This is a genomic window from Streptomyces rubiginosohelvolus, assembly GCF_014649875.1.
Taxonomy (GTDB): domain Bacteria; phylum Actinomycetota; class Actinomycetes; order Streptomycetales; family Streptomycetaceae; genus Streptomyces; species Streptomyces rubiginosohelvolus.
In genome coordinates, this window is sequence record NZ_BMTW01000003.1 from 14,629 (window position 1) to 32,070 (window position 17,442).

General features: G+C 71.6%; 13 protein-coding genes. 7 read left to right on the forward strand and 6 right to left on the reverse strand.

Annotated features, from left to right (window positions below; genetic code table 11):
- Window positions 1-55 precede the first annotated feature (55 nt).
- A complete protein-coding gene (locus IE134_RS09885; protein ID WP_189430234.1) occupies window positions 56-1,324 on the forward strand; it encodes a sensor histidine kinase in 1,269 nt (422 codons plus the stop codon).
- Window positions 1,309-1,956 carry a LuxR C-terminal-related transcriptional regulator gene (locus tag IE134_RS09890; protein WP_010057721.1) on the forward strand — a complete coding sequence of 216 codons (648 nt, stop codon included), beginning with the start codon at window positions 1,309-1,311 and terminating at the stop codon, window positions 1,954-1,956. The genes IE134_RS09885 and IE134_RS09890 overlap by 16 nt, the downstream gene beginning before the upstream one ends.
- Window positions 1,957-2,050: 94 nt before the next feature.
- Here the strand turns inward: IE134_RS09890 and IE134_RS09895 are convergent, their stop codons facing one another.
- Window positions 2,051-2,545: a MarR family winged helix-turn-helix transcriptional regulator gene (locus IE134_RS09895; RefSeq protein WP_189430235.1), complete on the reverse strand. Its 495-nt coding sequence runs from the start codon at window positions 2,543-2,545 to the stop codon at window positions 2,051-2,053.
- A 32-nt stretch (window positions 2,546-2,577) separates the two neighbouring features.
- Here IE134_RS09895 and IE134_RS09900 point away from each other — a divergent pair, with 32 nt between their 5' ends.
- Entirely contained in the window at window positions 2,578-3,123 is a 546-nt protein-coding gene (locus IE134_RS09900; RefSeq protein ID WP_030718609.1) for a carboxymuconolactone decarboxylase family protein, read from the forward strand.
- A gap of 78 nt (window positions 3,124-3,201) precedes the next feature.
- Entirely contained in the window at window positions 3,202-4,755 is a 1,554-nt protein-coding gene (locus IE134_RS09905) for a DUF1996 domain-containing protein (protein WP_098895902.1), read from the forward strand.
- Between the two features lie 33 nt (window positions 4,756-4,788).
- On the opposite strand, the gene IE134_RS09910 is transcribed toward IE134_RS09905, so the two are convergent.
- On the reverse strand, window positions 4,789-5,277 hold the full coding sequence (locus tag IE134_RS09910; protein WP_098018433.1) for a hypothetical protein: 489 nt from the start codon (window positions 5,275-5,277) through the stop codon (window positions 4,789-4,791).
- 27 nt (window positions 5,278-5,304) lie between these two features.
- On the reverse strand, window positions 5,305-6,057 hold the full coding sequence (locus tag IE134_RS09915; protein ID WP_189430237.1) for a class I SAM-dependent methyltransferase: 753 nt from the start codon (window positions 6,055-6,057) through the stop codon (window positions 5,305-5,307).
- 91 nt (window positions 6,058-6,148) lie between these two features.
- Here IE134_RS09915 and IE134_RS09920 point away from each other — a divergent pair, with 91 nt between their 5' ends.
- The 3 genes from IE134_RS09920 to IE134_RS09930 are packed head-to-tail and all read left to right on the forward strand — an operon-like array spanning window position 6,149 to window position 8,916.
- Window positions 6,149-7,063, forward strand: coding sequence for a metal-dependent hydrolase (locus tag IE134_RS09920; protein WP_030718600.1), 915 nt, complete (start codon window positions 6,149-6,151; stop codon window positions 7,061-7,063).
- 3 nt (window positions 7,064-7,066) lie between these two features.
- On the forward strand, window positions 7,067-8,152 hold the full coding sequence (locus IE134_RS09925) for a PDR/VanB family oxidoreductase (protein WP_189430238.1): 1,086 nt from the start codon (window positions 7,067-7,069) through the stop codon (window positions 8,150-8,152).
- Between the two features lie 35 nt (window positions 8,153-8,187).
- Entirely contained in the window at window positions 8,188-8,916 is a 729-nt protein-coding gene (locus tag IE134_RS09930; protein WP_030718594.1) for a TetR/AcrR family transcriptional regulator, read from the forward strand.
- A 6-nt stretch (window positions 8,917-8,922) separates the two neighbouring features.
- On the opposite strand, the gene IE134_RS09935 is transcribed toward IE134_RS09930, so the two are convergent.
- The 3 genes from IE134_RS09935 to pulA form a co-directional block, all read right to left on the reverse strand.
- Window positions 8,923-9,627: a DUF2470 domain-containing protein gene (locus IE134_RS09935; protein ID WP_030718591.1), complete on the reverse strand. Its 705-nt coding sequence runs from the start codon at window positions 9,625-9,627 to the stop codon at window positions 8,923-8,925.
- A 116-nt stretch (window positions 9,628-9,743) separates the two neighbouring features.
- Complete coding sequence (locus tag IE134_RS09940; RefSeq protein ID WP_189430240.1) at window positions 9,744-11,894, reverse strand: ATP-binding protein; 2,151 nt, start codon at window positions 11,892-11,894, stop codon at window positions 9,744-9,746.
- Between the two features lie 159 nt (window positions 11,895-12,053).
- Complete coding sequence (gene pulA / locus IE134_RS09945) at window positions 12,054-17,372, reverse strand: pullulanase-type alpha-1,6-glucosidase (protein WP_189430241.1); 5,319 nt, start codon at window positions 17,370-17,372, stop codon at window positions 12,054-12,056.
- Window positions 17,373-17,442 lie beyond the last annotated feature (70 nt).

Consider the following 17,442-nt stretch of genomic DNA (forward strand, 5'->3'; position numbering starts at 1 on the left):
GACTGGCATCCGGATCGGGGATCGGCCCGGCTCCGGTGAGGGGAGAGGGATCGCGATGAAGGTGTTCTCGGGGCGGCTGGGGCCGTCGGTGGTGGCGGCGGGGCGGGGGCTGTTCCTGTCCGTGGTCGGTCTTGCGGTGTCCATCACCCTGTTCGTGCTCGCGGTGGTCTCGATCTCCTTCATCCTGCTGGGCATCGGGGTGTTCACCACCCCGGTGGTGCTGGAGGCGGTCCGCAAGCACGCCAACCAGCGGCGGCTGTGGGCGGCGACCTGGTCGGACGTGCGGATCCCGGTTCCGTACCGGCCCTTCCCGAAGGATCTGCGGCCGGGTGTCACCGGTCAGGTGGAGCGCACCACGCTGATGCTGAAGGATCCGGCGACCTGGCGGGATCTGCTGTGGCTGCTGGTGGACATGACGGCGGGAACGGTGCTGGCGGTCCTGGCGGCGGCCCTGATGATCTACCCGGTGGAGGGCCTCGTCCTGGCAGCGGGGCTGTGGCGGGTGTTCCAGGACGATCCGTACTGGTACGGGTTCGTGCCGGTGGACAGCCAGGCGACGGGCATCGCGGCCCTGGCGCTGGGGCTCGTGCTCTTCCACCTGGGGATGCGGGCCTCCGCACCGTTGCTGCGGTCGCACTTCCTGCTCGCCCGTACGGTGCTGGCGCCCACCCGGGACCAGCAGCTGGCGCAGCGCGTCGAGCGGCTGACCGAGACCCGGCACGAGGCCGTGGACACCGCCGCCGCCGAACTCCGCCGCATCGAGCGGGACTTGCACGACGGGGCGCAGGCCCGGCTGGTCGCGATGGGCATGAACCTGGGCACGATCGAGGCGCTGATCGAGAAGGACCCGGCGCAGGCGAAGAAGCTGCTGGCGACGGCCCGGGAGTCCTCGGCGGAGGCCCTCACCGAGCTGCGCGACCTGGTCCGGGGCATCCACCCGCCGGTCCTCGCCGAGCGCGGTCTCGGCGACGCGGTCAAGGCGCTGGCGCTGCGGCTGCCGGTCGCCTCCGAGGTGACGGTCGAGCTGCCGGGCCGGGCCGAGGCCCCGGTGGAGTCGGCGGCGTACTTCGCGGTCAGCGAGGCCCTGACGAACACGGTGAAGCACGCGGAGGCCGAGCGGGTGTACGTGGACCTGCACCACGCGGAGGGGATGCTCCGGATCTCCGTGACGGACGACGGCCGGGGCGGCGCGGCGGTCGGATCGGGCTCGGGCCTGAGCGGAATCGAACGGCGACTGGGTACATTCGACGGCGTCCTGGCCGTCAGCAGTCCCGCGGGCGGTCCCACCATGGTGACCATGGAGATCCCTTGCGAGTTGTCCTAGCCGAAGATCTCTTCCTGCTGCGCGACGGCCTGGTGCGCATGCTGGAGGCGTACGACTTCGAGATCGCGGCGGCTGTGGAGACCGGGCCCGAACTGACCAAGGCACTGGCCGAGTTGGAGCCGGACGTCGCTGTCGTCGACGTCCGGCTCCCGCCGTCGCACACGGACGAGGGCCTCCAGTGCGCCCTGGCCGCCCGACGGGCCCGGCCGGGGCTGCCGGTGCTGGTGCTCTCGCAGCACGTGGAGCAGTTGTACGCACGGGAGTTGCTGGCGGACGGCAACGGCGGGGTCGGCTATCTGCTGAAGGACCGGGTCTTCGACGCGGACCAGTTCATCGACGCGGTACGGCGGGTGGCGGCGGGCGGTACGGCGATGGACCCGCAGGTCATCTCCCAGCTCCTGTCGCGCCGTTCGCAGGACAAGCCGATGGGGGGCCTCACCCCGCGCGAGCGGGAGGTGATGGAGCTGGTGGCGCAGGGCAGGTCGAACGCCGCCATCGCCTCGCAGCTGGTCATCACGGAGCGGGCGGTGGCCAAGCACACGTCGAACATCTTCGGGAAGCTGGACCTGCCCCCGTCGGACGACGACAACCGCCGGGTGCTGGCGGTGCTGGCGTATCTGGACCGCGGCTGAGCGTGTGCGTTTACGGGGCCGGGGCTTTCCGGCTCCGTCGTACGCGGCCGGGGCCCCCGGCTCCGTCGTACGCGGCCGGGACCCTCGGCTCCGTTCAGCCCGTGAACCAGCCCGCCGCGTCCAGCCGGAACGCGCCGCCCGGGGCCATCGTGCGGAGGTCCTGCTCCAGGGCGGCCAGCCGTTCCTCGCCGAGCGCCCGGGCCCAGTCCGCCCGCAGCCGGTCGAAGCCCTCGGCGGACCGGGCCAGCAGGTCGACGCCGTGCGGGGTGAGGCGGATCAGGGTGCGTCGGCCGTCGGCGGGGTCCGGGGCGCGCTCCACGTAACCGAGCGCCTCCAGCTTCTCGACGGTCTTCCCGGCGGCCTGCTTGGAGACCCCGAGGCGTCGCCCGATGTCACTGATGGCCGCGCCGTCGCGCCCCACCGCCTGGAGGGCGAAGCCGTACGCGGGCCGGGTTTCGGGGTGTCCGCGCTCGGCGAGGTCCCGGTGCAGGGCGTCGATGATCGAGCGGAAGCCGGCGAAGAGGAGCAGCGGCAGCTCGAAGCCGTTGCGGGACTCGACAACCTGGTTTACCTTTTTTTCGTCAACCATGTTGTCGATCCTAGCTCCCTGAGAGGTTCGCCATGCCCTTTGCCGATCTCACCCCCGCCACCGCCCCACCCGCATCGCGGCGTGCCATGGAGGCGGTGACGGAGCGCCTCGGCTACCGGCCCGCCGCCGTCGCCCGGCTCGCGGCCTCGCCCCACACCCTGGACGGCTTCCTGAAGATCAGCGCGATTTTCGATGCCTGCACGCTGGACCCGCTCTCCCGCGAGGTCGTCGTCATGACGATGGCCACCCGCAACGACTGCCATGTCTGCGTCGCGATGCACACCGCGAAGCTGACCGCCCTGGACGCCGACCCGGCGCTGATCGCCGCCCTGCGAGACGGCACGGGGGCTCCACTGCCGGACGAACGCCTCGACACTGTACGGCGGTTCACCCTGGCGGTGCTGGCCTCGGCGGGCGCGGTGGACGACGCGGACCTGCGGGACTTCCTCGCGTACGGCTACACCGAGCAGAACGCCCTGGAAGTGGTGCTGGGCATCGGCGCGTACACCCTGTCGACCCTGGCCAACCGGCTCACGGGAGCCCCGGTGGACGAGCAACTGGCGGCTTTCGCAGGCTAGTCGGGGGATGAGCTGAACGGGTCGGGCCTCCCGTCCGTATGGGACGTCACGCTTCTCCCTCGAAGCACGAGGAGTCCCATGCGACGCACATCGCGCAAGAAACGTTCCACGCTGGCCAACCGGGCCATCGCCGCCTCCGCAGCCCTGATCCTGGGGGGAGGCGGTCTGGTCGCGGTCAATGTCTACGCCTCCGCGGGAGAAGGACCGTCCGGTTCTTCTCCGCCCACCCGGACGCAGAACGCCGGCCGCCAGCTGTCCACCATCGACTGTCCCGAAGCCGTCAACGGACTGCCCGAGGTGCCGAACGAGGCACGCGGGGAGGTCGACCGCGAACTCGCGGCGATGGATACCCAGATCACCGACGCCTACCAGCAGTTCGCGGACCGGAAGGAGCAGATAGCCCGGGATCCCGGGCTGGCGGAGAACGCCGTGCTCGGCCCGCTGCGCAGCAAGCGGACGGCGAGCCTCGACCGCATCGGCATCGCGATCGGGCGGGCGGGCGAGCGGCCCGCGGGGCTGGAGAGCCTCGCCGGATGCAGCCTGCGCGCCGACGACAGCCGCGGCGGAAACGGGGGCGGCCGCGGTGATGGCAACGGTGGTCGCGGCAACGGCGGCCCCGGTGACGATGGTCAGGACGGCGGCCAGGGCCAGGACGGGGGCCAGGGGCAGGACCCCGGACAGGACCCGGGCCAAGGTCAGGATCCCGGCCAGGGCGAGGACCCCGGGCAGGACCAGGGCCAGGGCGGCAACGGGCCCGTGGCCGCCGATTTCGTCGATATCCAGTCCGTCCAGCCCAACGTCGACCGGCCCCGCCAGCGCCGCGGCGCGTCCCGGGGCACCTTCACCACCGACTGCGGCCGTAATGAGAACGGGAAATTCAACCCGGACAACGTCATCGTCGCGCCCGGCGTGAGCAACGGCGCGCACCATATGCACGATTACATCGGCAACCAGGCCAACGACGCCTTCGCGAGCGACGACGATCTGGCGAACGGCGCGACCACCTGCCGTAACCAGGGCGACCGCTCCACCTACTACTGGCCGGTCCTGCGCCTGCAGAACGGGCAGGACGAGAACGACGTGGACGCGGACGGCGGCGGCCGGGACCAGAACGTCGGGGAGATCCAGACCCCGTCCCAGGTGACGCTGAAGTTCGTCGGCTCGCCCGTCGGCCGGGTCACCGCGATGCCGCGCTTCCTGCGGATCATCACCGGCGACGCGAAGGCGTTCACCAACGGCGACGCCAATGCCAACGCCTCGTGGAGCTGCACCGGATTCGAGGACCGCCAGTTGACGGACAAGTATCCGATCTGCCCCGAGGGCAGTCAGGTGGTGCGGACGTTCGCCTTCCAGAACTGCTGGGACGGGCAGAACACCGACAGCGCCAACCACCGCACCCATGTGGCGTTCGCGCAGGACGACGGGCGGTGCCCGAACGGATTCCGGGCGGTGCCTCAGTTGGTGCAGCGCATCGTCTACGACGTTCCGCCGGGGCCCGGCTTCGCCGTGGACTCGTTCCCCGAGCAGTTGCACAAGCCGATCACCGATCATGGTGACTTCATCAACGTCTTCGACGACCGGCTCATGAACAAGCTGGTGCGGTGCATCAACGACGGCCGCCGCTGCCGCTGACGCGGCGCGTGCGGCCCCCGTGAACCTGCGCGGTCAGCCCGGGTGGTGACCGGAGTGCTCGTCCTCGCTCCCCCCTCCGCCACTGTCCCCCGAGTGGTGAGGCGAGGCGGTCTCCACCGTACCCCCGAGCCGGCCGCGCAGCGCCGCGACCACCTCCGGTTCACCGACGGCCACCCACCGCCGTCCGACGAGGTACGAGCCCCCGTAGTCCTTGGCCTCGTTGATCCACTCCCGCTGCCCGCGGTCGGTGGCGAAGGTGGTGAGGACGTAACGCCCGTCATCGGCCTTGCAGTTCGCCTGCCGGAGTTCGGCCGCGTCGGTCTGCACGTTCGGGGCGCAGCCGGCCTTCTTCGCCAGCTCCTCCAGCGTGCCCGTCGCGGCCGGCTTCGGCGTGGGCCGCTCCGGGCCGCCGTTGTCTTCGGCCGGTTCCGTGCTGCACCCGGCCAGGAGCAGAAATCCCGCCAGGACAAGGGCTGTTGCCCCGCCGCGCCGCGTGTCTCGCCATTCCGGTTGTGTCACCATCGGGCCATCCTGCACCCGGAAGCGGGGCTACGGGTGGGCTACGGCAAGACTCACCAGATACGCCTCCTCGACCTCGCCGTCCGGGAACAGGGATGCCAGCAGGGCCCGTTCGCGGTCGAAGAAGTCGCGGACCGCCACCGGGTCGCCGATCAGGAAGTCGGAGTGGGTGGCCATGTTGGCGATATGGGCGTCGACCGGTACGCGGCGGCTCCACGCCACCTGCCGGGTGCGGAAGTCCAGCCCATCGGGCAGTACGGCGCGGAAGCGGGCCCGGCGGTTCGGGACGGCCGGGACCTCCACCCCGAAGAAGACCCGCATCCGGTTCTCCTGGTCCACCAGCCACTCCACGTCCGGGTCGCCGTCGTTCCACCACAGGGCGAGCGCACCGCCCGGCCGCAGCACCCGGCGGGCCTCGGGGATCGAGCGGGTGGGGTCGGTCCAGTGCCACGCCTGGGCGTACGTGATCAGGTCCATCGACCCGGTCCGCAGCGGCAGGTTGTTCCCGTCGCCCCGGACCAGCGGCACGTCCGGCAGGCTCCGGGCGAACTGCTCGGCCATCCCGTCCCCCGGCTCCACCGCGGTGATCCGGGCCTCTCGCTCGTACAGCCGGGCCGTGCCGAGCCCCGTGCCCGCGCCGACGTCCGCGACCCGGGCTCCGGAGAGCGGGATTCCGGCCAGCTCCTCGATCGCGTCGAACAGCGCGGGCGGGTAGGAGGGACGGTGGGCGTCGTAGGCGGCGGCGATCGCGTCGAAGGAGCGGGCCTGCACGGGTTTCGTCATACGGCGATCATCGCGCGACGCCTCGCGGAGCCGCAGGGAAAATCCCTGCACGCCTCTGGTCCGCCCGCATACCCGTCAGTACATTGACAGCATGTCTAACACGCAGCCAGCGGCGGTCGCGTCGGAGCGGACGCCCCTCAAGGCCCGCAAGGTGTCCTTCGCCTGGGAGAAGACCCCCCTGCACTGGGTGCCGGGCGACCCGTTCACCACGCACACCATCAACGTGCTCCATCTGCTGCTCCCGGCCGGGGAACGCTGGTTCATCCACGTCTACCGGCAGATCCTCCCGTACATCCACGACGACCAGCTCCGCGAGGACGTCATCGGGTTCATCGGGCAGGAGGCCGTGCACTCGCAGGCGCACGACGATGTGCTGCCGCATCTGCGGGAGTTGGGCCTCGACCCGACCCCGTACACCGCGCAGGTCGACTGGTTCTTCGAGAAGCTGCTCGGGGACCGGACGCTGCCGCCGGGGCGGGCGTCGAAGTGGTGGCTGATGGAGCGGGTGGCGACGATCGCGGCGATCGAGCACTACACCGCGTTCCTCGGCGACTGGATCCTCAACGCCGAGGCCCTGGACCGCAAGGGCGCGGACCCGACGATGCTGGACCTGCTGCGCTGGCACGGGGCCGAGGAGGTGGAGCACCGGTCGGTGGCCTTCGACGTCTTCATGCATGTGGACGGCGGCTACCGGCGGCGTGTGCGCACCTGGGCGGCGGCGTTCTCCGCGCTGGTGTTCCTCTGGCAGCGCGGCACCCGGTTCTTCATGGAGAACGACCCCACACTGCTGGACGGCAAGGCCTCCTTCAAAGCGTTCCACGCGAGCGGCAAGCAGGGCACACTGCCGAGCACCGGCTCGATCCTGCGTTCCGTCCCCAGCTATCTCAGCCGGTCCTACCACCCCTCGCATGAAGGCAGTACGGCCCAGGCCGTCGCGTATCTGACCCGCTCCCCCGCCGCCCTCGCCGCCGAATCCGCCGAATCCGCCACGGCGAAGGGGGCCTGACCGATGGCGCTGCCCCGTCTCCATACCGTCGTGCTGGTCTCCGGCGCCGCCCTGCTCACCCGGCGCGCCCTGAAACGCCGGATCGCCCGGTCCCCGCTGTGGCCGCTACCCGCCCTGCCCGAGCCGATATCGGGTCACTCGAAGCGGCGCGCGACGGCGGTCCGCAAGCTGCTGATCACCGGGCGGACCGAGGTCGCCGAAGGGGTGGTCCAGCTCCGGCTGGAGGGAACCGCCCTGCCGCCCTGGTCACCCGGGGCCCATCTGGATCTGGTGCTGCCGTCCGGCCTGGTGCGGCAGTACTCGCTGTGCGGCGACCCGGCGGACACCGGGGCGTACACGGTGGCGACCCGGCTGGTGGCGGACGGCCGGGGCGGTTCGCGGGAGGTGCACGAACAGCTCCAGGAGGGTCTGGAGGTGGAGGTGCGCGGGCCGCGCAACCGCTTCCCGCTGACCGAGGCCCCGGGGTACGTCTTCGTCGTCGGCGGTATCGGGATCACCCCGGTCCTGCCGATGCTGCGGGCGCTGGCCGCGTCGGGCGCCGAGTGGCGGCTGCTGTACGGGGGCCGGTCGCGGGCGTCGATGCCGTTCCTGGAGGAGATCGAGAAGCTGGGAGCGGACGGGGACCGGGTCACGGTCGTCGCCCAGGACGAGGCGGGCCACCCGGACGTGGCGGGGGCGCTGGCGGACCTCGCCCCGGGGACGGCGGTCTACTGCTGCGGGCCCGAGCCGCTGATGGCCGCCGCCACCGCCGGGCTCCCCGAGGGCTGCACCCTGCATCTGGAGCGGTTCTCGGCCGCGACGGGCGGCACGGCGGGCTCCGAACGCTCCGAGGCGTTCGAGGTGGAGCTGCGGCGCAGCGGGCGTACGGTGCCGGTCGCGGCCGGGCAGTCGGTGCTGGCCGCCGTCCGCGCGGAGCTGCCCCATGTGGCGTACTCCTGCGAGCAGGGGTTCTGCGGGACCTGCCAACAGCGCGTACTGGAGGGCGAGATCGACCACCGGGACGAGCTGTTGACCGACGACGAGCGGGGCGACTCGATGCTGATCTGCGTCTCGCGGTGCCGGGGCGGGCGTCTCGTCCTGGACCTCTAGGGCCCGTACGTGCGCACCCCGGCTAGGCTGTTCGCATGACGACCGGGGTGCGGCGCAGGATGGGCGTCGACGAGCGCAGACAGCAACTGATCGGCGTCGCGCTGGACTTGTTCAGCCGCCGCTCGCCCGAGGACGTGTCGATCGACGAGATCGCCGCCGCGGCGGGGATCTCGCGTCCGCTGGTGTACCACTACTTCCCCGGGAAGCAGAGCCTGTACGAGGCGGCGCTGCGCCGGGCCGCCGACGAGTTGGCGGCTCGCTTCCTGGAGCCCCTCGAAGGGCCCCTGGGAGCGCGGCTGCTGCGGGTGATGGGGCGGTTCTTCGACTTCGTCGACGAGCACGGCCCGGGCTTCTCGGCGCTGATGCGCGGCGGGCCCGCGGCCGGCTCATCGACGGCGAACGCCATGATCGACGGGGTGCGGCAGGCCGCGTACGAGCAGATCATCACGCACCTCGGGGTGAGCGAACCGCCCGCCCGGCTGGAGCTGGTGGTGCGCTCCTGGGTGTCGCTCGCCGAGTCGACGGCGCTGATCTGGCTGGACGGGCGGCGCATTCCGCGCGAGGAGCTGGAGAAGCAGCTGGTGCACGACTTCGCGGCGCTGGCCGCCGTCAGCGCCGCGTACGACCAGGAGATGGCGGGCATCGTGCTGCGGGTGCTGTCCCAGGAGCCGGCGGACGGCCCGTTCGGGGACCTGCTGGCGCGGCTTTCCGCGTTCGCCCCGGATGTGCCGGCGGTCCCGGCCCAGCGGCTGCCGAAACCGTAGGACCGCTCAGGCGGGCAGGCCGTTGCGGTGGGAGACGCGGCGGGCGGCGGCCAGCAGGGCGTGGATCTGCGGGCCGGCCTGGTCGATCTCGGTGACCGGGCGGGGGAACGGCAGCCGGACGTCCTCGTGGGTGCTCGGGTATTCGAGCCGCAGGGTGACGCCGTACCGGTCCATCGCCAGCGGCACGGCCCGGGTCATGCCGCGCTCCGGGCGGGGGTGGACCAGGCGCAGCAGCAGCGGGACCAGTTCGGCGTGGTCGTCCACGAGATGGGTGAGCATGCCCGCCTCGCAGGCGGCGATCGGGTCGGTCTCCGCCTCCTCCAGCTCCTCCAGGGTGACGAAGGTGCGCCCCTCGGCGTCCTCCAGCACGGCCTGCCCGAACTCCATGCAGGTGGACTGCTCGGTGTCGGTGCTGTACGGGGAGGCCAGCAGCCCGGTGACCGTGACGCGGGCGCGCAGCCGGTCGCGTACGGGAGTGGCGGCGATGTCCGTGAACTCCAGGCGGGCCGGGACGCGTTCCGTGCTCGGCGCGTGGTTGCCGTCGTTCGGGGCGTGCAGGTGGATGTGGCCCATCGCGCCCGTGCCGTCGAGGCGGCGGACTTCGGTGTGCAGCCCGTCGCTGACCACCGTCATGGAGTGGGCGACGGTCAGGATCGACCGGACACGCTCGGCGCGGGTCGGCTGCGTGGCGCGGGGGCGGGAAAGACGCATCCGAGTTCTCCAGGGAGGGTCAGCGGAACCCAAGCGGCTACTTAGGTATGCCTAACCTTACCCACAAGGCAGTGGATGCGGGTAGTCCGGGGACACGAGTGACACACAGGCCCTGTTCAGAGCTGTAGTTCGGTACGCAGGGCCGCTGCGAGGCCGACCTCCGCGTTGTCCGACTGGCCGCGCTCGAAGGCCCGCTGGTACGCCTCGTCGCCGACGGCCGCCCGCGCCTGGAGTTCGCACCGCTCGCGGACCGGGCCCAGCTCGGGCGTGCCGCGCTGGGGGTGGCCGACCATCCGCCAGTACGCGTGCCCGGTGCCGTAGACCCGGGCGGCCTGGGCGCCCGCACCCTGGGCGGCGATGGCGGCGGCCAGGAGGTCCAGGCCCAGCGCGATGCCGAAGCTGTCGCGGAGCCGGTGCTTGCCCGCGAGCATCGCCCGGGCGTGCGCTGCGGAGGCCTCCGGGCGGCCTTGGAGCAAGGCGATCAGGGCGAGCTGGTAGTCCGCGTAGGTGCGGGTCCAGAACTCGCCGCCGCGTTCGCAGGCCCGGCGCAGCGCGGTGGCCGCCGCCTCGGACTCGTCGAGCCGGCCGAGCGCGGTGAGCGCGAAGACGGTGACGAGGCGGCAGCGCAGCCGGTGGCCGGAGTCCACGGGGACGCCTTCGGTCATCCGCAGGACGCGCCGGGCCGCCTCCAGGGCCGCCTCGGGCTCGCCGGTCATCAGCTGCGTGATGCCGGAGAGATACGTGGCGGCGAGCATGCCCTCGTCGTCCTGGTCGTACAGGGCGGTGGCCGTGCAGAGCGCCCCGTACTTCTCGGCGGTCGCGAAGTCGCTCTGGAGCAGGGCCGCGACGCCGAGGACCCAATGGAGCCTGGTCCGGTGGGGTCCCTCGACGGGGCCCGCGTCCAGGGCGCGCTGGGCGTAGTTCCGGGCCTCGGAGAGGTGGCCGCAGCAGGCCCAGAAGAAGCCGACCCGGCCCGCCATCTCCTGGGCCCCTTCGACGTCGTGGGCGAGCAGGTGCTCCAGGGCGGCGCACAGGTCCAGGTGGGTGTCGGACACCTTGTGGTACCAGGACACCTGCTCAGGGCCGGTCCAGCCCTCGTGGGCGCGGCGGGCGAGGCCGAGGAAGCTGCGCGCGTGCCGGTCGGCGGCGGCGCGGGCCTCGCCCAGCTCGGTGAGCCACATCCGGCCGTACTCGCGCAGGGTGTCGAGCATTCGGTAGCGGTCACCGTCGCGCTGGACGACGGACTGGGCGACGAGGCCCTGGAGCGCCCGGTCCACCTCGTCGGGGGTGAGCGGTCCCCCGGCGCAGACCTCGCGGGCGACCTCCGCGTCGAAGTCGGTGCGCAGCGGGGTGAGCCGGGCCCACAGGAGGCGCTCCAGCGGGGTGCACAGCTCGTGGGACCAGCCGATGGCGGTGCGCAGGGTGCGGTGGCGGCGGGGCCAGGCGGTCTCGTCGGCGAGGAGGTCGAGCCGGGAGGTGCCGGGGGCCGGGGACGCCCCGACGCCGCCCGGGAGCCCGGCCGCGCCGGAGGAGCCGTACGCCCCGGGCGCGCCGACGGTGAGGCCCGGAGCGTCGAAGCGGGTGCCGATCCGGTGGGCGAGCTGGGCCACGCTGTGCCGGCCGATGCCCGCGGCGGCCAGTTCGATGGCGAGCGGGATGCCTTCGAGGCGGCGGCAGATCTCGGCGGCGGCCGCCTCGTCCCCGGGGGCGTCGAGGCCGGCCCGGGGGTCGGCGGCGCGCAGCCGGTCGGCGAAGAGCTGGAGGGCGTCGGGCGCGCCGTCCACCGGGAGCGGCGGCACCTCGACGACGTACTCGCCGCGGGTGCCGAGCGGCTGCCTGCTGGTGACGAGGACGCTCAGCCCGATCGAGGTGGTCAGGATCTCGGCGAGCAGGTGGGAGCAGGGGCCGCGGAGGTGTTCGGCGGAGTCGAGGACCAGCAGGAGGTGCTTGTCGCCGAGCCATTCGCAGAGCGCCTCGACGGGCATCCGCAGGGTGTGGTCGGCGAGCCCGACCGCGTCGGAGACGGTGGGGAGCAGCAGCCGGTCGTCGGAGAGCGGGGAGAGGTCGCCCCACCAGGCGCCGTCCGCGTAACGGTCGGCGACCGCGCGGGCGGCCCGGAGCGCGAGCCGGGTCTTGCCGACCCCGCCGGGGCCGATCAGGGTGGTCATCCGCCGGGTGGTCAGCGCGGTGTGCAGCCGGGCCAGTTCGGCCCGCCTCCCGACGAAGCTGCTCGTCTCCTCGGGAAGGTGTCCCACCTTGGTCATCATCACCGTCCGCGCGCTGGGGCAGGGTGCGCCGACGGGCCGACGGCCGCGGGCCGGCCCCGTCCTCCCCCGGAGGGGTGGGCGGGGCCGGCCGGACGGTACCGGGTACGGCTGTCGCGGCTCCGTTGCCGACGTCTGCCGTCACCGTAGTGCCGTGGGAGGTCAGCGCAGGGTGAAGACGGCCGCCGTACGTCCCGGTACGGTGAAAGTGGCTGATTTCCCGTCGTACCTGGCTCGTTTGACCGTAAGATCCGCACCCTTGGCCTGGACCGGGTGCAGCGCGTACGTCTTCCCGGCCGGTGCGGCGAGCCGCTGGGTCGCGGTGTCCGGGGCGGCGTTGAGGACGACGACGAGCTTGCCGAGGCGCATGGTGATCACGCCGGGGGTCTCGTCCTTGCCGGAGAGCGGGAAGGACAGGGCCGACTGCACCTGGTCCGCGGTGCGCAGGGAGAACTCCTTCTCGGTGGAGCGGATGGTGAGCAGGTCCCGGTAGGCGGCCGAAGCCCCTTCGATCTGCGCGCACTTGGGGGCGATGGTGCCGGTGGCGGCCAGGAGCGGCTTGGCGTACGACCACTTGTCCCGGTTGTCGGCGGCGGGCGGGAGGCCCCGTCCGAAGCCGTTGCCGTCGCGGCAGTCCCAGTGCAGGGCGTTGAACCAGTCGCCGCTGTCGTAGGAGTTGCGGTCCAGGGACTTGGAGCGCAGCAGGTCGGTGCCCGCCTGGGAGAGCGAGGGCCCCTGGGAGAGGACGGAGGCGGCCATGGCGACCACCTGGGCCCTGGCCCGCTCGGCGGCCGTGGAGTCGGCCGGGAGCTTGAAGGCGAGGGCGTCGAAGAGGGTCTCGTTGTCGTGGGCGTCGGAGTAGGCGAGCGCGTCGCCGGGTGCGGCCGCGTATCCGGCGGGCGCCCCGTTGTAGTCGACGTCGGAGCCCTTGACCGTACGTCCGGAGGTGTCGGTGAAGGTGTAGCCGGCGAGGTTGCCGGTGAGGCCGACCTTGATCAGGTCCTGGTAGTGCAGCAGCCGGGCCTTCTGCTCGGCGCGGGTGCCGTTGGCGGGCGAGGAGTTGGGGTCGGTGTAGAGGCCGGAGGCGAAGCCCTGGACGCCGGGGTCCTCGTCGAAGGGGCCGCCGCCGCGCACGGCGTCACGGGCCCGGTCGGAGAAGGTCGCGATGCCGGTGCCGGCCATGTTCTTCTGGGTGGCCTGGACGAAGCGGGCGTCGTCCGCGATCTCGCCGAAGTTCCAGCCCTCCCCGTACAGGATGATCTTCTTGCCGTCGACGCCGTCCTCGGCGAGCGTGAGCCGGTCCAGCGCCTTGCGGACCTCGATGATGTTGTCCTTGGGGTGGTGGCCCATCAGGTCGAAGCGGAAGCCGTCGACCTTGTACTCCTTGGCCCAGGTGACGATCGAGTCGACGACGAGCTTGCCCATCATGGTGTTCTCGGGCGCGGTGTTGGCGCAGCAGGTGGAGGTGGCGACGGTGCCGTCCTCCAGGAGCCGCTGGTAGTAGCCGGGCACGATCCGGTCGAGGACCGACTTGTCGTCCTGCCCGGAGGCGACGGTGTGGTTGTAGACGACGTCCATGACCGTGCGCAGCCCGGCCTTGTTCAGGCCCTGGACCATCTGGCGGAACTCGACCGTGCGCTCGGTGCCGTCCGGGTCGGAGGCGTAGGAGCCCTCGGGGACGGTGTAGTGCAGCGGGTCGTAGCCCCAGTTGAAGCCGTCCTTGGCGGCGGCCTTGCTCACGCACTCCTGCTGCTTCTCGGAGTCGGGTGCGGGGGCGGTCAGGTCGCAGTCGGGGGTCGCCTGGTCCTTCTTCTTCTCCGGGACGGTCCCGATGTCGAAGACGGGCAGCAGGTGGACGTAGCTCGTGCCGGAGTCGGCGAGCTTCTTGAGGTGCTGCATGCCCTTCGAGCGGTTGTCGGTGAAGGCCCGGTACTCACCGGGGTGCTTCGCCGTGCGGTCCGTGATCGAGAAGTCCCGGACGTGCAGCTCCTGGATCTGGGCGTCCCGCAGCGGGGTGGCGGCGGGCTTCTTCAGGCCGGACCAGCCGCGCGGGGCGAGGGCCGGATCGGTGAGGTCGACGACGAGGCTGCGGGCCGAGTCGGCGGTCAGGGCGGTGGAGTAGGGGTCGGTGACCTTGTTGGTGACCAGCTTCTGGACGGTGGGGGCCCAGACGGTCACGGCGTACCGGTAGGGCTTGCCCTGCCAGCTCTTCTTGCCGGTGACCGACCAGACGCCGGTGCGGTCGTCGCGCTTCATCGGGACGGTACGGCCGTCGAGTTCGAGCGAGACGGTACGAGCGGTGGGGGCCCAGACGGAGAGGGTGGGCGTGGACTTCCTGAAGACCGGGCCGAGTTCGGCGGAGGCAGCCTTCTTCCCGTACAGGTCGTCGAGGATTCCGGCCGTCTGTACGCCGGTGGCGGCGAGCAGGGCCCCGTTGGCGGCGCGCTGGGTCGCGATCAGCTGGCCCCGGAGGGACTCGCGGACGCGGTCCCGGTCGCGGGCGTCGACGGTGAACGCCGGATAGTCCTTCAGGTGCGGGAACTTGGCCTTCTGGGCATCGCTCAGCTCGACCTGCTGAAGCCGCAGCCACTGCCCCTCGTCGGACAGCGCCCCGTCCACGACGGAGATGCCGCCCTTCTGGGCGTACACGAGCTGCTGGCTGGTGGCGTCGGTGGTCTTCACCTTCCAGACGACGGTGTTCGCGTCGATCCACTGCGCCTCGGCCTTGGACAGGTCGGGGGCCGCGCCGCCGCCGGTCTGCGGGAGGAGGTAGCCGGGCTTGCCGCCGAGCATCCAGACCTCGTGGCCGTAGGTGGCGAGGTCGAGGGACTGGTCGCTGGGGAGGTCCTTCTCGTCGCCCTTGTGCAGGATGTAGCTGAGGCTGGTGGCCCCCTCCACGAGCGGCACCTCGAAGGTGACCCCGTAGGCGTCCTTCTTCACCGGCATCAGCGGCTTGGCCCAGTCGGTGGGCTCCTTGGCGCCGGTCCAGGTGTGCAGCCCCCAGCCGTCGTAGTCGCCGTCCGGGCGGTGGTAGTTGAGGACGGCCTTGGTGGTGTCCTGCGGCGGGGTCTCGGGGGCCTCGGTCTGCTGCCCGTCCTTGCCCTGCTCGATCCAGACCTGTCCGGTCACACCGAGGTCGATGGTCCGCTGCGGTCCGTCGGCCGTGCCGTTCTTCTCGACGGTGTACGGGACGGAGTCAGTGCCCTTTTCCAGGTCGATCCAGGCGAACGCGCCGTAGGCGGTCCTCCCGATGAACTCGGCGGTCTTGTCGCCGGACTTGAGCTGCCAGCCGTCGTAGTCGCCGTCGGGGCGCTGGTAGTGGACGACGGCCCGGTCGCGCTCGACGGCGACGGGCTTGCCGGGCGGCGGGGCCTGACCGGCGGTGGTGGAGGCGAGGGCACTGGAGGTGCGGCCGGTGCGGTCGACGACGACGGCCTTGTAGCGCAGCGGGGTGCCCGCTTTCACCGTCGTGTCGAGGTACTGGGTGACCTTGTACGGGGCGTGGTCGGCGGTGCCGAGGGTCTGCCACTTGCCGTTGCCGGCCTGGGCGGCGAAGACGACCCGGTTGAGCTGTCCGCCGTCCACGTCGGCGGCGATCTCGACGGTGCCGGTGGCGCCGGCGGCCGGGGTCTTCAGGGAGACGGCGGGCTTGGCGGCGGGGGCGCCGACGGTCCGGTCCGCCCTCAGCACGAGGCTGGACAGGGCGGGCACGGTGACGGTGACCTTCTTGTCCTTGCCGCTGCGGACCGCGCCGGAACCGCCGTACAGGGTAAGGAAGTTCATCTTGGCCGACTCGGTGGCGAGCTGGACCTTCTTCGGGGTCGTGCCGTTGTTGGAGGCGACGAGGTACTCGTACGGCCGCTCGGTCGCGATGCGCGAAGTGGCGTACACCGAGCCGTCCGCGAGCCGCTCGATCTGGGTGCCGTCGCGCAGCGCCGGGTGCTCCTTGGTGAGCTTCGAGAGCGCGGCGATGGAGCGGTAGACCGGGTGCTTCGTGTCGTACGCGTCCGAGGCGTGGGTGCGGTCGGTGCCGAGCTGGTCGTCGTCGAGGTAGTCGGCGGTCTTCGAGGCGAAGAGGGTCTGCCGGGAGTCCTTGTCGCCGCCCGCGCCGGTGAAGCCCTGCTCGTCGCCGTAATAGATCACCGGGTTTCCGCGGCCGAGGAACATCAGCTCGTTGGCGAGCCGGGCCCGCTTCAGCAGTTCGGCGTCCTCGGCCTTCGGGTTGTCCTGCTTGAGGAAGGTCCCGATGCGGCCCATGTCGTGGTTGCCGAGGAAGGTGACCTGCTCGTAGGCGTTGGCCTTGTCGGTGGTGTAGCGGAAGTCGTTCCCGTACACCGAGGCGAGCTTGTCGGCGGGAGCGCCCTGGGAGGCGAACTGCCGGGCGGCGTCCTGGAACGGGAAGTCCAGCGTGGAGTCCAGGCGGCCCCGGGTGACGTACGGGGAGGTGACCTCGGTGTCGGCGGAGTAGACCTCGCCGAACATGAAGAAGTCGTCCCGGCCGCGCTTGGCGGCGTAGTCGTCGAGCGCGGTGGCCCACTGGGTCCAGAAGTCCAGGTCGACGTGTTTGACGGTGTCGATCCGGAAGCCGTCGATGTCGAAGTCGCGGACCCACTTCTCGTAAATCTTCTCCATGCCCTTCACGACCTCGGGACGCTCGGTCCACAGGTCGTCGAGCCCGGAGAAGTCGCCGTACTCGTTGGACTCGCCGGCCCAGGTCGAGTCGCCCCGGTTGTGGTACATGGTGGGGTCGTTGAGCCAGGAGGGCACCTTCTTACCCGTCCCGGGGGCCTGCACCGGGGTGTACGGGAAGGAGTCCCGGTCGACCTTCTTGACGCCCTCGCGGTCGTCGAAGGGGCGGCCGGTCCTGTCGAGGTAGGGGAAGGCACCCTTGGACTTGTAGCCGTAAGCCTTCTCCGCGTAGTCGACGGTGTCGGCGGTGTGGTTGGTGATGACGTCGAAGAAGACCTTCATGCCCTTGGCGTGGGCCTTGTCGATCAGCTTCTCCAGGTCGGCGTTGGTGCCGAAGTGCGGGTCGACCTGAGTGAAGTCGGTGATCCAGTAACCGTGGTAGCCCGCCGACGCGTCCTTGCCGGTGCCCTGGACAGGGCGGTTCTTGAAGATCGGCGCCATCCAGATGGCAGTGGTGCCGAGGCCCTTGATGTAATCCAGCTTCTGCGTCAGGCCCTTGAGGTCGCCGCCCTGGTAGAACCCCTTGTCCGTGGGGTCGTAGCCGTGGTCGAGGCGCGAACCGGTCAGCCCGCCCCGGTCGTTGGAGGCGTCGCCGTTGGCGAAACGGTCGGGCAGCACGAAGTAGAACTGCTCGCGCGTGAGGTCGTGCCGGGCCGACTCCCGGGCGAGCTTGGCGTCCGAGGGCGGGGCCGGCGGCCGGGGCGAGGCGGCGGCGGTGGCCGCCGGGACGACGGGCAGCAGCGCCGCGCACAGGGCGGCCACCGCCCCTCGTCTGAGGGTGGTTCGGGACACGGAGGGTGCTCCTCGGGGCTTGATCGGTGCGGAGACGGGCCGGTGGCGATGCCACCGGCCCGTTGGAGAG

Excerpts from the sequence above, each read along its gene's own strand:
- IE134_RS09905 (WP_098895902.1), top strand. The coding sequence starts at position 3,202 with ATGCGACGCACATCGCGCAAGAAACGTTCCACGCTGGCCAACCGGGCC.
- IE134_RS09900 (WP_030718609.1), top strand. The coding sequence starts at position 2,578 with ATGCCCTTTGCCGATCTCACCCCCGCCACCGCCCCACCCGCATCGCGG.
- IE134_RS09940 (WP_189430240.1), bottom strand. The coding sequence starts at position 11,894 with ATGATGACCAAGGTGGGACACCTTCCCGAGGAGACGAGCAGCTTCGTC.
- IE134_RS09915 (WP_189430237.1), bottom strand. The coding sequence starts at position 6,057 with ATGACGAAACCCGTGCAGGCCCGCTCCTTCGACGCGATCGCCGCCGCC.
- IE134_RS09895 (WP_189430235.1), bottom strand. The coding sequence starts at position 2,545 with ATGGTTGACGAAAAAAAGGTAAACCAGGTTGTCGAGTCCCGCAACGGC.
- IE134_RS09885 (WP_189430234.1), top strand. The coding sequence starts at position 56 with ATGAAGGTGTTCTCGGGGCGGCTGGGGCCGTCGGTGGTGGCGGCGGGG.
- IE134_RS09910 (WP_098018433.1), bottom strand. The coding sequence starts at position 5,277 with ATGGTGACACAACCGGAATGGCGAGACACGCGGCGCGGCGGGGCAACA.
- IE134_RS09930 (WP_030718594.1), top strand. The coding sequence starts at position 8,188 with ATGACGACCGGGGTGCGGCGCAGGATGGGCGTCGACGAGCGCAGACAG.
- IE134_RS09920 (WP_030718600.1), top strand. The coding sequence starts at position 6,149 with ATGTCTAACACGCAGCCAGCGGCGGTCGCGTCGGAGCGGACGCCCCTC.
- IE134_RS09935 (WP_030718591.1), bottom strand. The coding sequence starts at position 9,627 with ATGCGTCTTTCCCGCCCCCGCGCCACGCAGCCGACCCGCGCCGAGCGT.
- IE134_RS09925 (WP_189430238.1), top strand. The coding sequence starts at position 7,067 with ATGGCGCTGCCCCGTCTCCATACCGTCGTGCTGGTCTCCGGCGCCGCC.